We start from the raw sequence: 13,723 nt of genomic DNA on the forward strand, positions 1-13,723 counted from the left end.
AATTTTGGGATAAGTGGATGTATAATTTCTTCCCATGTTGGGTAACTTGATTAAATACGTAAATGGAGCGGCTAGTAAGGGTGGTGGAGGCTTTCCTTTTTGGGAGGAGTAGGGAAGTGATAGAATGGAGGTGTGGAGACAAAATAAGGGAGAAGAAAGAATGAAATTAGAAAACTATTTAGCTGAAACATTTCCTAATCTTGTGTTACGTTCCGCTGTTTTTTATAGCTGGGAAGTAGGGGTTCGTTACGAATTAGGTGTTATGAAAGAGAATGATACGACGATAACGTATTTACAAGGTGTATATAACAGGGCTATTGCATTGTTTCATGCATTGCATCTATTGGATGATGAAGTGTATATTGTTATCGACGTTAATGATTATGCGGATGGAAAAACGTTCAAACGTAAATTAAATATTTTTGCGCCGTATGTGAAGAAGAAAGAAGATTTATATCGCGTACATCATCAAACAATTCCATATGTGTATCCGGAAGATAATGAAGAGGGTCTATATAAAACACATCGCTTTACATTACGTTGTCGTCCTTCTGATATACGTTACGTGCAGATGATACAAGCGATTTGTAATCAAGATATGGGGATGCGTCCGAAGCTGTATCATTGTGTGTATTTTATTAATAGGAAGAATGATACGATTTTTCATGTGTATGATGATCGAGGATGTGATGTTATTGCGACTTCAACGGAAACAATTCGCTATGTATATGATACATATAACGAATGGATATTAGACTACGACCGACCAGCAATCGATAACGTATTTAATAGATAAATAGAAACAGGACAGCCTACGTGGACTGTCCTGTTGTCGTCTTAACTAAATAATGTTTTGAAGAATGCGCCGATTGCATCGAATAGGCGGCTGAAGAAATCACCGATTGCTGCGAAGAATGATTTACCTTCTTCTGATTCTAAGAAGCCTGTTACTTGGCCTTTAATGTTGTTAAGACCTTCGCCGACTGCTTTCCAATCAATGTTGATATCCTTCATAGAATTGAATAAATCTACTAAGCTCTTTAACTGTTCATCAGATAATGTTAGATTGAATTGTTCTGCTAGTCGTTGGATTAGCGATTGAACTTCTTCTTTTGTTTGCGGTTGTTCTGCCGCAATCTCTTTCTTTACTTCTGAGATGAACTGAACTGCTTGGTCATTACCGATTGATTCACCAAGCTCTGCCGTTGTTACCATTTCTTTGTTTGCGACGATTTTAACTTCATCGTCAATTTTTGTATTTGTTGATGTTTCGTATGCTTTCATAATACCTGTTAAAGCAGCTGTTCCCGAAACAGGGAATGGTGATGTGATGTAGATTTCTGCATCTTTCAGACCAGCTGTAACTAAGGCACTCGCATACATGTTATCTTCTACCCAGTTAATGTTGTTCGTCTTTACGACAACACCTGTACCTTTTTTCGTATACGTAATCATGGCAGAAGAAATTGCTCTTGTGCCGATTTGAGATTTCGGGATAACATCTCCTAGATATTTATGTTCTTCTTGGTTTGATACCGTAATTGTTTGAACACCTTGTGGGGCATTCATGTCTTTTAAGACTTGATTTTTTTGTTCAGTAGATAAATTTTCGCCTAATGTAACGATCGATTCGCCTACTACTACGTCTGCAAGCGCTGGTAGTGGTAATAGCGTAATGCACACCGCTAGGGCTAAAGCTGTTAATTTTTTAAACAAAGGTAACACCCTCCTTGAATATCTTGAATAGTACAGGGCAGTGAGTTCATTATAGTACATTTTTGAGATTTGTCACGTTTTTTCTAAATAAGTGGAATTATTATCCATTTATGGAGTTTGTCCAAAATGAGAAAAATGACCGTCAGTAGAAGGATTTAAGTAGTTTTTAGTCGAATGAATGTCATGATAGAATAAGAGGCAAAGGAGGGGATGGGAATGCTTGATTATCCTGCTATGCTTCAGTTAGAAGGAAAGCGTGTTGTCATTGTTGGTGGGGGAAAGATCGGCCTAAGAAAAGCACAAGGATTTGCTGGGACGGGTGCAGAAGTGATAGTAATTAGCCCGGAAATTGTAGAGAGATTCAATGAACTTACTTTTATAACGTGGGAGAAGAAGTACTTCGAGCCAGAGGATATAAAGGAGGCACACCTTATCTTTGCGGCAACGGATGATAAGGAAGTGAATCGTCTCGTGAAAGCTTGTGCGAATGATTTCCAGTGGGTGGATGTGGTGAGTGAACAATCAGAATCCTCGTTTCACGTTCCGGCTGTTGTAAGGAGAGGCAAGTTGACGTTGACTGTCTCTACTTCAGGCGCAAGTCCAGTTCTAGCGAAAGAGATTAAGCAACAATTAGCTAAGCAATACGATGAGAGATATGCTTCTATTGTAGAAGAGTACAAAGCGAAGCGGAAGCAAGAAAAAGCATAAGGAGCTTTGTTCATTTCAATTGTTTTGTGGTATGATATATCAGATACAAAATTAGGAGGTACATATCTTATGAAAAAAGCAAGTATTGAATTCGAAAATGGCGAGAAAATCATCATTGAATTATATGCGGAGCATGCTCCAGGAACAGTAGAAAACTTCGAGAAGTTAATCCGTCAAGGTTTCTATAATGGTTTAACATTCCACCGTGTTATCCCTGGTTTCGTAGCACAAGGCGGATGCCCATACGGAACAGGTACTGGTGGTCCAGGATACGAAATCGACTGTGAAACAGCAGGCAACCCACACCGTCACGTAGCAGGTGCATTATCAATGGCACATGCTGGCCGTAACACAGGTGGAAGCCAGTTCTTCATCGTTCATGAGCCACAACCACATTTAGATGGCGTACATACAGTATTCGGTCAAGTAATCGAAGGCCTGGACTCTGTTTACCGCATTCATCAAGGCGATGTAATGAAAGAAGTAACAGTTTGGGATGAAGAGTAATATACTATTTGACGTGGACGTAATATAACGTATACACTAGTTCTTGGTGAAAATAGGGTAATGATAATCTTACTATTCTTAGGGCTTTTGTACAAAGCGCTGTTATGGTTATTTTGTGAGTCATTCATGAGTAAGGAGTTGTATCATGTTAATACGGTATAAAAAGCATTATGAAAAGATTGCAATGGGATTGTTGTCATTTATGCCTAAAGAAAAGAACTTGAACAATTTACGTGCGACGATGAAGAAGTATGAGGCAGATCCGAACTACAAATTGTATCTTTGGAAACATGAAGAAGATATGATTGGTATTATTGGAATATACGTGCAAGGTGATAGTATTCAAATTGAGCATGTATGTGTTAATCCATCTCATCGGCAGCAAGGAATTGGAAAACAAATAGTAAAAGCATTAAGCGCAGAATATCCGACAAAGAATATAACAGCGAGTGAAGATACAATGAATTTTTATGACAAATGTTTTTGTACAATAGAAAATAGTGTAGAGCAGAGATAATTATCTCTGCTTTTTTTGTATGGGGGTATGTGGAATGAAGACGGAAAAAGAAAAAATGTTAGCTGGAGAATTGTATCAAGCAGGTGATGCTCAATTAATGAAAGAAAGAGTACATGCAAGACGGCTAACAAGATTGTTTAACGAAAGTCTAGAGACAGATGAGAGCGAACGAACAGAACTACTCAAAGAACTGTTTGGTTCTACAGGAGACAATCTATACATAGAACCAACATTCCGTTGTGATTATGGTTATAACATACATATCGGTGAGAATTTCTTTGCTAATTTTGATTGTGTGTTTTTAGATGTTTGTGAGATTCGAATAGGAGATAACTGCTTCATCGCACCAGGTGTACATATATACACTGCAACGCATCCACTGAATGCAATGGAAAGAATATCTGGCGCAGAATATGGCGTACCAGTAACGGTTGGTGACAACGTTTGGATTGGTGGAAGAGCTATTATTAATCCAGGTGTTACAATAGGAAATAACGTAGTGGTTGCTTCGGGAGCTGTCGTGACGAAAGACGTGCCGGATAATGTTGTCGTTGGAGGAAATCCTGCGAGGGTATTAAAGCAGATTAAAAACAAGTAGGGAGAAGAGGGGATAGAGCTCGAGCCTTATGAAGATAGTATTGAATTTGTGAAAGCGCTATATCGTTAAATGTGTATAAAAGAAAAACAACAAGCTAGAAGGCTCATCGCTTGTTGTTTTTCTTTTTGAGTACCAATTGCTTCTCACGTTCTTCAATTACATCCGAGCGGTCGCGAAGCATATGCTTATGTACAATGTGCTCGTCCGGGATATAAGAACTATCGGCAAATATGAATCCACGATCATGACAATGTTCGGTACATGTTGTCAGTAAGTTTGCATCACAAATCGGTAAGTTGAGATGCGTGTATGGTTCATGCTGGCGAATTAGTTCTAAGCGAGTACGTATACGCGACAGAAGTTCTAGTGCGTCTAAGCCGAGTGCTTCGATTGGTTCTTGATTCGCTGTAAGAATACGTTCGCTACTTGCTAACATCTTCTCGGCGCCGCGGAAGTTTCCTCGTCGTTGATGGTATAAGGAGACTGCAATTTGAATAAGCCCAACCCAGTGGATTTTTCGTTCGCCTCGCTCATCTTCTTTCCAATGTTCTTCTAATAGCTCGTGGCATTCGAAATAGTCACGATCACCGTGAAAGTGACTAAGAAATTCAATATATGCATGTGCGTACATGGATTTCGTCCTCGTTTCTTTTGTTTTTCTACTATATATACTACAACGTCACCCGTACATAAGGAAAGTGCCTAGAATGAATTCTAGACACTTCGGATGATTTTAGTAGATCCAGCTTGCACCTATGATTATTAATAAAATGAATAGTACAACGATTAGCGCAAATCCATTGTGAAATCCACCGTAACCTTGACCCATTTTGTAATCCCCCTTACCATTTGTACTATGAAACTACACTGTTATCATATGTCACTTGTAATCTAATGTATGGGTATCCGCCTATTTTTTGGATAAATTGAAAAAGTTATTGGTTTGTGCCCTAAAAACGTCTATACTTATACTGTTATAGAAAAGAATAGCGTGGTGGAAAAGTGTGCAATACAATGTAAAAGTAGATGCGTTTGAAGGACCATTAGATTTATTACTACATTTAATTAACCGATATGAAATTGATATATATGATATTCCCGTTGCACAAATTACGGAACAATATTTATTGTATGTTCGTGCAATGCAGGAATTACAGCTTGATGTAGCGAGCGAATATTTAGTTATCGCTGCAACATTACTAGCGATTAAAAGTAAAATGCTTCTTCCAAAACAAGAGGACGAGCTGTTAGACGACGAACTATCGATGGATTATGAAGAAGATCCTCGTGAAGAATTAATAATGCGCCTAATTGAGTATAAGAAGTTCAAAGAAGCCGCGACACAGCTACAAGAACGAGAAGAAGACCGCTCGCAGTTATTCTCGAAACCCCCAATGGTGATGGACGTATCAGCAGTGGAAGTAGAAGAGGATAAGAATGCATCACTGAACGTATCGCTCTATGATATGTTAGCGGCATTCCAAAAGTTAATGAAACGTAAAAAATTACAAAAGCCACTCCAAACGAAAGTGGCACGACAAGAAATATCAATTGAGCAACGAATGAGCGACATCATGACGGAATTACGAAGCTTTACAGGACGCCGAAGCTTCTATGATTTATTCCCGTTCAAAGAACGTGAAGCAATTGTCGTTACGTTCCTAGCAATCTTAGAATTAATGAAACAGAACTTAGTACAAGTAGAGCAAGAAGGAAACTTCGATGAAATTTACCTTCAAGCAAGTGAAAGTGCGTAAGAAAGAAGGCGATTTTTGGTGGCAGATAGACAAGAACATAAAGCAGTGATCGAAGGATTATTATTCGTAGCTGGAGATGAGGGAATTGAACCTCATCAAATTGGTCATGTGCTAGATATCCCGTTAGATGCGGTACATGCATTAATTGATGAATTAAAGAACGACTATGCAGAACAGAAGCGTGGACTAGATATTGTTCAGTACGGCAAAGTATTTCAATTATCAACACGAAAAGAACACGCCTCTTATTATAAGAAACTATGGGAAAACCCAAACAACTCATCTCTATCACAAGCAGCATTAGAGGCGTTAGCGATTATCTCATATAGACAACCAATTACACGAACAGAAATTGAAGAAATTCGCGGTGTGAAGTCAGAGCGCCCAATCCAAACACTTGTGTCGAAGCTTCTTATTAAAGAAGTAGGACGAGCAGAAGGAACAGGACGTGCCATTCTGTACGGTACAACGAAAGAATTCTTAAATCATTTCGGCTTACGTTCGCTTGAAGAGTTACCACCATTAGCGGAAGAAATCGAAGTAGACTCGGAACAACAAGAAGCGGACTTATTCTTCAGCAAATTTACAGAAGCGACGAATGAATAGTAGAGGGATATCCCTCTGCTTTTTTTGAAATAGGAATTTCAGGCTGGATATAGAAAGGAGTAAGTAGATGAACAAGGTAGATGAAACTCGAGAGCTTATTATTCGAACATCCTTAGCATTATTTAATAAAAAAGGGTATAGCCAAACATCGATACAAGATATTATGGAAGTCGCGGGGTTACCTAAAGGAGCAATCTATAGACGATTTGAGAATAAAAACGACATCGCTATTGCATCATTTGAGCGTGCGAGTAGTATTCTTTGGGAAAGTTTCTTAGACGCTGTGGAATCAAAAGGAACAGCGACAGATAAATTAATGGCGCTATTTCATGTGTATGAGGATGCTGTTCATCACCCTCCTATTGCTGGTGGATGCCCATTACTGAATACAGCTGTAGAAGTTGATTTTGGTTTTCCAGAACTTCGTGAGAAAGCAGCTCAGTCGCACGAACATCTGATGCATTTCATCCAATCTATTATCAATGAAGGGATTTCTTCGAGTGAATTTCGTCAAGATATCGATTCGAATTCATTGGCATCTTTCTTAATTTCGACGATTGAAGGAGCTATTATGGCGAGTCGTGTATCTCTAAACAATGAACATATGCAGCATAGTGTAAAGCAAATACATACTCTTTTACAGTATTATTCAGTAAAGAACCACGGATAGATTCATTCGTATCCTTGGTTCTTTTTTGTTTGTTCACGAAATTATCACAATTAAATACTGGAAATAAATGCTATCTCTATGTACAATATACTTATCGGACCGAACCGTTCGGTCCGATAACCAATAAGTAAGGATGGGAGAATGATTCATGCATATTCAAATTGTTCTATTCGATGGTTTTGATTTACTGGATGTTACAGGCCCTTATGAGGTGTTTGTAACTGCTTCCATCTATTCAAACGAGAAAGTAACAGTTGAATTTGTCAGCGCAGAAGGAGAACGAAACGTTACAAGTGGAGTGCAGCAATTTCAGATTCCAACGAGTGGAAAGGTTGATGTATCTCGCAGCGGGATTATCCTAATCCCAGGAGCATTTGGCTCCATGAATGAAGAGGAAGAAGATTCAATTCCGTCACGCTTAAAGCAAGCTAGTCAAACAGAACTCGGCAGGCTATTAAAAGAGGCAATTCAAACACCAGATATCATTCTAGCAACAGTATGTAGTGGTTCGCTTATTTTGGCAATGAATGATTTGCTAGAGAATCGTCATGCAGTAACGCATCCATTAGGTATGGATGTATTGAAGGCGAAAAAAGCTATTCCAATTAATGCTCGTATTGTGGATGATGGTGATCTTGTAACTAGTGGGATACCGTGTGGACTAGATATTTCTCTTTATTTAGTTGAAAGAGAGTTAGGCCCACAAATAGCACATGCAGTGGAACAGTTATTACAGTATGAACGAAGAGGAACAGTTTGGCAAAAAGTCGGGGATACACCTAAGGAACTATAAAGGGAAAACAAGGGGGAAAAGGTATGACAATTATTATTCCAGATAGTAGAGTGGCGAAAGAAGCTTCGAAGTTAGTGTATGAGATTTCTCCAGAATTTCTGTATAATCATTGTTTACGAACGTATGCGTTTGGTGATGCATTAGGAAGAACGTATGGATTCAAATATGATAGAGAACTATTCTATCTTGGAGCAGTCTTGCATGATGTTGGTTTTACAGATCATGTATGTCGTAAATGTTCATTTGAATATGAAGGTGCGGACCATGCGGAAACGTTCCTTCGTTCTCATAACCTTCCACAAGAGAAAATTGATATCGTACGTGAAGCAATTATGTTGCATACATCCGAGCTTGCAGGAGAAAAACAGCCAGAAATTGCATTAGTCCATTTCGGTGCGGCAATGGATGTTGTAGGTGCACGGATAGAAGACATTTCAGAAGAAGCGTTCCATTTTATCCTTGAAGCGTATCCTAGATTAGGGTTCAAGCAGGCTTTTGTTGAATTAGTGAAATACGACGCACAATTAAAACACGGGCAAGACCCAAATAATTTGAGTTCTTCGATGCTTCGTAGAGGATTTGTTGATTGGGTTACGAATGCACCGTTTAGTGAATAGAGAAACATAGTGTTTGAAAGCTATCCTTCTGAAAGGATGGCTTTTTCTGTTTAATAATTAGAACATTCAAATCATTGTGTGCTAAAATAAAAACACATATTGAAACAATGAGGTGATGTTGGTGATTATTTCAAACTTTGCAGGGTACGAACTCGAAAAAGCACAACCAAATACGTCAGAAGACTTCTTTAACCGCTCGGAAGTAACATATACACTAGATGGAGTGGAGAAAACGTTATACGTCTTATACGTTCGCTTCTTTGACGAGAAACTAACAGAATTCACACCATTTACAGAAAATCCACTGTTTACACTAGGAGAAAAAGAAGTAACATTCAAAGACGTTGTAGCGCTTATTTGTTTACTAAAAGATCCACGTCTTACAGAAAGAAAACGCATATACATAAGCGAACAAGACGAATTCACACCGTATTTCGAGAATGTTTCACTAGAAGAATTGAAGGGAATTGCGGAACAAATCTTGAATATAGGAACGTATGAAGCGAAAACACCAACCTTCAAATAAGGGGGAGATTACATGTCCAATTCAATCGTATATTCACAAACACAACACGTAGAAGCTTTTCTCCAAGACGTCGTTGTTAAGGTGAGAGATTACTTGAACGAAACGAACATTAAGATGTTGACAGAAGAAGGAACAGAAGAACATAAAGCATATTACGAAGGATTACTTGGTAGCTTACGACGTATGCTCGTATTTTGTGAAGAAGGCTTAGACGCTTCTCGCATTCTATTAAAAAGCAATCCGTTCCGTAAGTCCGCAGCGGAAAATACATTATACGCAATCTATCATCAATGTATTGCTGAATTCTTCGCACCGAAATCAGACCTTTGGTACGAAAATTCACGTTCTGCTTATACAGGCAAGAATGCTATCACGTTCACAACAGAACCACCTGCATCACTTAAACAGCTCATCGCATCACTAGAAGGACAATTCCAAGCGATGCGTGAGGACTTAGAATATTACGAGACAGACTATCGTACGAAAATGATGCAGTCAAAATAATACGATACGAAAAGAAGAGAACGATTTAATCGTTTCTCTTTTTTTGTCGGCTACAAAAGGAGGGATAGGCATGGAGAAGTTAATCAACGAACATCTTGGATATATCAAACAGACAACCGAAATCACAAAAGGGTTCTCATTTGATAAGAAGTACGTTATCGAACTAACAGACGGGACGAAATACTTCATCAAAGTATGTGATATCAAGGAGGCAACGCGAAAAGAAACCGAAATGAATTATATGAAGCAATTAGAAGAAAGAGGTGTCATCATGGCTAGCCCAGTCACATTTTTACGTGATGATAAGAAGTGCATCCAAGTGTTCCGCCATATCGAAGGACAAGATGGTCGAGACATTTTACATACACTACCGGAACATACACAATACACTATCGGCTACGAGGCGGGAAAGATATTACGCCGTATTCATACACTTACTATCGCTAATACCGAAAAAACATGGGAAGAAATGTTCTGGACGAAACACGAACGCTATCGGCTTTTGCTAGAAGAGGTCCCGCCACATCCAATCGACATGGACACTGTCCTATCATTCATCTATGAACATAGACATTTATTACAAGACCGACCAATCGTCTTCCAACACGACGACTATCATCCAGCGAACATCATGATTCATCACGAACAATTCGAAGCTGTTATCGATTTCGGACGATTCGACATCGGCGATGCCTATCAAGAATTTTACAAAGTAGCTCTATTCACACGAAATGATAGTGTCCCATTCGCGGTCGGCCAAATCAATGGTTACTTCTACGACGAAGGAGAAGTACCAATGAATTTCTGGCAATTATATACCTTGTACGCCGCAATGAGCTTAGCGCCGGATATTGTGTGGACGAATAAAGTAGTGCCGGATAGGATAGAGGATAGTTATAAGAGGCTTCAAACTATTTACGATGATCATAAAGGATTCACAGAATATGTGCCGGGTTGGTATAGGGAGTACAGGATTAAGACATAGAATAGTATAAAAATAAGAAGACATCTATAAAAGATGCCTTCTTATTTTTTAGTAAGTAAATGTAATTGTCGCTAGTGAATATCCATCTTGTGCGTTGTAAGGTGCTACTTGGTAAGATACTCGCTTTGCACCTTTGGGCCAAGAAATTTCATTTAATACTTTCTTGATGTCTTGCATTGTTCCATCCATCGATTGTTTATAACGAATCTCTACTTTCGTTGGTTTGGATGCAAATTGCTGTTGTAATTTTGTTTTTAACTCGCTGTAATTAGTTGCCCCGTATTGTTCAGATAAGTAAATAAGACCTGTATCCTTCAGCATTTGTTCATACGTTACTTTTTTTGGACTTCCAGCTTTTATCTTAGTCGTTAGTTCATTATAGTAGTTTGTTGTTGCTGATGGATATTTACTACGATCCCATTGATGGTCTTTGCTTAATTGTTCATCCGACATATTAAAGTAAGAATACGTCACGCGCCCTTGCTTGTCTGGAAGTGGATCATTGAATGTTGTATCAAGGTGATACCATTTTCCTTCTATCTTCACTAGATTCCAAGCATGAGGCTGTCCATTTCCAGTGCCTGTTACGATATGAGATTGTAGTCCTGCCTCTTGTAGTAATTGATAGGTTAATAATGTATACCCTTGGCAAACTGCTGAACGATTCGCTAATGCTTCATATGCCGTATACGCTTTGTATGACGTATCATACGAAACATGTTTCACTACGTAGTCGTTAATGGCTTTTACTTTTTCATGCTCATCCATTCCGGCTTTAATAATAGAGTTCACAATTAATTTTGCCTGTGCCTTTACATAATCCGTCTGTTGTTTCGATTCACGGTATGTAATATTCATTGTGAATGTATAGTTTCCTGGAATACCACGAATCGAATACTTTGTACTAGCTACGTTGTATTTCAAGTATTCATCTGAATCTACTACTTTGTTATACTCGCCAACAAGTGTATTCATTACTTCTTTAATATTGCTGCTTTTTGTTTTGTACGAAACCGTAATGTTCTCTTGACGGTTATCAACTTGCTTTTTTATTTCTTGGCGAAATGCTTGTAACAGTGCTGCGTCTCCTTGTGAAGCGGTAACTGTTTGACTGGTCGCTGCATACGAAACAGCTGGGATTTGTAATCCTCCAATCAGAATCGTCGAACAAAGTGCGACCGTTGCTATGTACTTGTTTTTCTTTTTCATCTTGTCACATCCTATTATTCAAAATTATACAAACTAAGTATATACCAGCTTTTTGTATGAAAAATATGCAATTGTGCATACGTGTAGGTGATTGAGAGGGTGGGGAGTGTAGCAGGATTAAAGGATGATATGTAGAATTCAGTTTTTATGGGCATAAATTATGAAAGGTTAAAGGTAGTATAAGCCAATCTTTGAGGAGGTAGTGGAATGAACTATCCTTTTAGAAACTTAGTATTTGAAGGCGGAGGAATAAAAGGAATTGGATATGTGGGAGCACTAGAATACATAGAAAATAAACAAAACATCTTACCAAATATTCAAAGGTTTGGAGGTACGTCTGTTGGTGCAGTGACAGCACTAATTTTAGGACTAGGTTATTCCATTAGTGAACTGAAGGAAAAGCTAGAGAAGATACAATTCGAAGAGTTCAAAGACGATGATTCATGGATTATAAAAGATGCGTTCCGACTATTAGTGAGTGGCTATGGAAGATATAAGGGAGATAAGTTTCTAGAATGGATACGAAAAGACATTATTCACCCTAAGGTTGCAGAGTGGATGGAGAAAGGAATAATGGAAGAAGGAAGACAAAATAGTGATTTGACCTTTGAAGAATTAGTACAAATAACAGGAAAAGCAGTATATTTCCAAGGAACGAATGTCTCAACGAGGCAAAGTGTGACATTCTCGCACGAATCAACTCCAACGATGTCCGTTGCAGAAGCTGTACGAATCTCGATGTCTATCCCTTTATTCTTCGAACCAGTCGTTTGGAGAGGCAACTATTACGTAGACGGAGGTGTTCTAAATAACTACCCAATTCGCTTATTCGACCAAAAAAAGTACGTGTCAGACGAAAATTATTGTGAAATGACACCCTACTACGAAAAAGTAACAGAACTAATTACACAAACATCGGAAGAAAGAATAAGCTCTGTATACCAAGACATGCAAGTCTACAATAAAGAAACGCTCGGATTTCGCCTTGATTCCCAAACGGAAATAGACGTCATGCGAAATATCGCTGCACCTGTATGTCATGAAATCGATAGCTTCTTCGACTTCGCATGGAACTTAGTAGGAACAGTTATAAAAGGACAAGACAGTATGCATTTACATAAAGATGACGCCGCACGAACAATCTATATTAACACACTAGGAGTAACCGCCATCGACTTCAACATCTCAAACGAAAAGCAACTTCAGTTAATTGCTTCTGGATATAAGGGAGCGGAGGAGTTTTTTGAGGGGGATGGTGATTTGAGTTAGTCAATTCAACGAATCATCTGCATAGTGGAAAAATAAGAGCAGGAAGAGGCACCTTGATTCATGGTGCCTTTTTACTTTGGATGAAAATCAATTGTAGTCAGTACAGGTGAATCCCTTTTCTTGCATGAACAATTCTAGTGAAATTATTCTATTAAAAGAATAAATGTGGTTTATTGGTTGTATATCCCAATAAGTTAGAAGTGATAAAAGGAGAAGAGTATGTTCATTTAAAGGGGAAGAAGTTGTGTCAGTTTTTTTCAATTACGAATATAGAAGAATCGAATTTCAATAAGATTCTAGAGAGGTTTTATAACCTTGGGATTGCGGGGTTAGCTCGTGAAAATACCCAGAATAGTTTAGGCTGGATATTATCGATGAGCTACAAGTATCGAAAGTAATGAAAGCAAAAATAACTAACCGAGATGATTTAGGGAAAGACGAACGTATTGGCCGCAGAGTTATTTTTGAATTCAACAAAAGCTATCCAATTATCATGTCGTTAATGCTAGAGAAAGAGGATTTAAAAGAGTTATTTGTGCAGTATTTGGGGTATTATTATGATGTTAGGGAGTTACAGTTAGTCTGTAGCAATTCGTAGGGGAAATGCTAGTATGATTCGTTGATGTAAATTATGTTAGCATTTTTTATTTACATTTAAATAGCCTTTGGATAATAATTGAAATAACGTTTACCTAGTAATATTAATGAATGAGCTTGGTGTTTGTGCAATAGATGGGGATG

19 protein-coding genes are annotated in these 13,723 nt (G+C 38.3%); 15 read left to right on the top strand and 4 right to left on the bottom strand.

The window, feature by feature from the left end:
- Positions 1-160: 160 nt before the first annotated feature.
- A complete protein-coding gene (locus IEV41_RS00550) occupies positions 161-796 on the top strand; it encodes a DUF3885 domain-containing protein (RefSeq protein ID WP_188386520.1) in 636 nt (211 codons plus the stop codon).
- A gap of 41 nt (positions 797-837) precedes the next feature.
- On the opposite strand, the gene IEV41_RS00555 is transcribed toward IEV41_RS00550, so the two are convergent.
- Positions 838-1,716, bottom strand: a complete 879-nt coding sequence (locus IEV41_RS00555) for a DUF1002 domain-containing protein (protein WP_188386521.1) — start codon at positions 1,714-1,716, stop codon at positions 838-840.
- Between the two features lie 216 nt (positions 1,717-1,932).
- Between IEV41_RS00555 and IEV41_RS00560 the strand changes: the two genes are divergently transcribed.
- The 4 genes from IEV41_RS00560 to IEV41_RS00575 all read left to right on the top strand — a co-directional run bounded on the left by IEV41_RS00560 (position 1,933) and on the right by IEV41_RS00575 (position 4,046).
- Positions 1,933-2,424: an NAD(P)-dependent oxidoreductase gene (locus IEV41_RS00560; RefSeq protein ID WP_188386522.1), complete on the top strand. Its 492-nt coding sequence runs from the start codon at positions 1,933-1,935 to the stop codon at positions 2,422-2,424.
- 69 nt (positions 2,425-2,493) lie between these two features.
- A complete protein-coding gene (locus tag IEV41_RS00565; RefSeq protein ID WP_188386523.1) occupies positions 2,494-2,931 on the top strand; it encodes a peptidylprolyl isomerase in 438 nt (145 codons plus the stop codon).
- Positions 2,932-3,076: 145 nt separating this feature from the next.
- The gene (locus IEV41_RS00570) at positions 3,077-3,448 is read left to right on the top strand and encodes a GNAT family N-acetyltransferase (RefSeq protein WP_188386524.1); all 372 of its coding nucleotides are present in this window, start codon (positions 3,077-3,079) and stop codon (positions 3,446-3,448) included.
- Between the two features lie 34 nt (positions 3,449-3,482).
- Positions 3,483-4,046, top strand: a complete 564-nt coding sequence (locus IEV41_RS00575; RefSeq protein ID WP_188386525.1) for a maltose acetyltransferase domain-containing protein — start codon at positions 3,483-3,485, stop codon at positions 4,044-4,046.
- Positions 4,047-4,149: 103 nt separating this feature from the next.
- On the opposite strand, the gene IEV41_RS00580 is transcribed toward IEV41_RS00575, so the two are convergent.
- Positions 4,150-4,677, bottom strand: a complete 528-nt coding sequence (locus IEV41_RS00580; protein ID WP_188386526.1) for a DUF309 domain-containing protein — start codon at positions 4,675-4,677, stop codon at positions 4,150-4,152.
- A 102-nt stretch (positions 4,678-4,779) separates the two neighbouring features.
- Entirely contained in the window at positions 4,780-4,875 is a 96-nt protein-coding gene (locus IEV41_RS00585; RefSeq protein ID WP_188386527.1) for a YjcZ family sporulation protein, read from the bottom strand.
- Positions 4,876-5,050: 175 nt separating this feature from the next.
- Between IEV41_RS00585 and IEV41_RS00590 the strand changes: the two genes are divergently transcribed.
- The 8 genes from IEV41_RS00590 to IEV41_RS00625 all read left to right on the top strand — a co-directional run bounded on the left by IEV41_RS00590 (position 5,051) and on the right by IEV41_RS00625 (position 10,504).
- Positions 5,051-5,803: a segregation/condensation protein A gene (locus tag IEV41_RS00590; protein ID WP_188386528.1), complete on the top strand. Its 753-nt coding sequence runs from the start codon at positions 5,051-5,053 to the stop codon at positions 5,801-5,803.
- Positions 5,804-5,821: 18 nt separating this feature from the next.
- The gene (gene scpB / locus IEV41_RS00595) at positions 5,822-6,409 is read left to right on the top strand and encodes an SMC-Scp complex subunit ScpB (RefSeq protein WP_188386529.1); all 588 of its coding nucleotides are present in this window, start codon (positions 5,822-5,824) and stop codon (positions 6,407-6,409) included.
- Between the two features lie 67 nt (positions 6,410-6,476).
- Positions 6,477-7,079: a TetR/AcrR family transcriptional regulator gene (locus tag IEV41_RS00600; protein WP_188386530.1), complete on the top strand. Its 603-nt coding sequence runs from the start codon at positions 6,477-6,479 to the stop codon at positions 7,077-7,079.
- A gap of 148 nt (positions 7,080-7,227) precedes the next feature.
- A complete protein-coding gene (locus tag IEV41_RS00605) occupies positions 7,228-7,872 on the top strand; it encodes a DJ-1/PfpI family protein (protein ID WP_188386531.1) in 645 nt (214 codons plus the stop codon).
- A 23-nt stretch (positions 7,873-7,895) separates the two neighbouring features.
- Positions 7,896-8,489 carry an HD domain-containing protein gene (locus IEV41_RS00610; RefSeq protein ID WP_188386532.1) on the top strand — a complete coding sequence of 198 codons (594 nt, stop codon included), beginning with the start codon at positions 7,896-7,898 and terminating at the stop codon, positions 8,487-8,489.
- A 121-nt stretch (positions 8,490-8,610) separates the two neighbouring features.
- Positions 8,611-9,015 (top strand): hypothetical protein, encoded by a 405-nt coding sequence (locus IEV41_RS00615; protein ID WP_229722104.1) that lies wholly within the window; start codon positions 8,611-8,613, stop codon positions 9,013-9,015.
- A 12-nt stretch (positions 9,016-9,027) separates the two neighbouring features.
- Positions 9,028-9,519, top strand: a complete 492-nt coding sequence (locus tag IEV41_RS00620) for a YpuI family protein (protein WP_188386534.1) — start codon at positions 9,028-9,030, stop codon at positions 9,517-9,519.
- Between the two features lie 70 nt (positions 9,520-9,589).
- On the top strand, positions 9,590-10,504 hold the full coding sequence (locus IEV41_RS00625) for an aminoglycoside phosphotransferase family protein (RefSeq protein WP_188386535.1): 915 nt from the start codon (positions 9,590-9,592) through the stop codon (positions 10,502-10,504).
- 48 nt (positions 10,505-10,552) lie between these two features.
- Here IEV41_RS00625 and IEV41_RS00630 read toward each other — a convergent pair whose 3' ends face one another.
- Positions 10,553-11,713: a transglutaminase domain-containing protein gene (locus IEV41_RS00630; RefSeq protein ID WP_188386536.1), complete on the bottom strand. Its 1,161-nt coding sequence runs from the start codon at positions 11,711-11,713 to the stop codon at positions 10,553-10,555.
- A 207-nt stretch (positions 11,714-11,920) separates the two neighbouring features.
- On the opposite strand from IEV41_RS00630, the gene IEV41_RS00635 reads away from it, so the two are divergent.
- Together IEV41_RS00635 and IEV41_RS00640 are read left to right on the top strand one after the other, a co-directional pair.
- Positions 11,921-12,982, top strand: coding sequence for a patatin-like phospholipase family protein (locus IEV41_RS00635; protein WP_188386537.1), 1,062 nt, complete (start codon positions 11,921-11,923; stop codon positions 12,980-12,982).
- 397 nt (positions 12,983-13,379) lie between these two features.
- Positions 13,380-13,580 carry a hypothetical protein gene (locus IEV41_RS00640; protein WP_188386538.1) on the top strand — a complete coding sequence of 67 codons (201 nt, stop codon included), beginning with the start codon at positions 13,380-13,382 and terminating at the stop codon, positions 13,578-13,580.
- Positions 13,581-13,723 lie beyond the last annotated feature (143 nt).

This window comes from Priestia taiwanensis (genome assembly GCF_014638355.1).
Lineage (GTDB): Bacteria > Bacillota > Bacilli > Bacillales > Bacillaceae_G > Priestia_D > Priestia_D taiwanensis.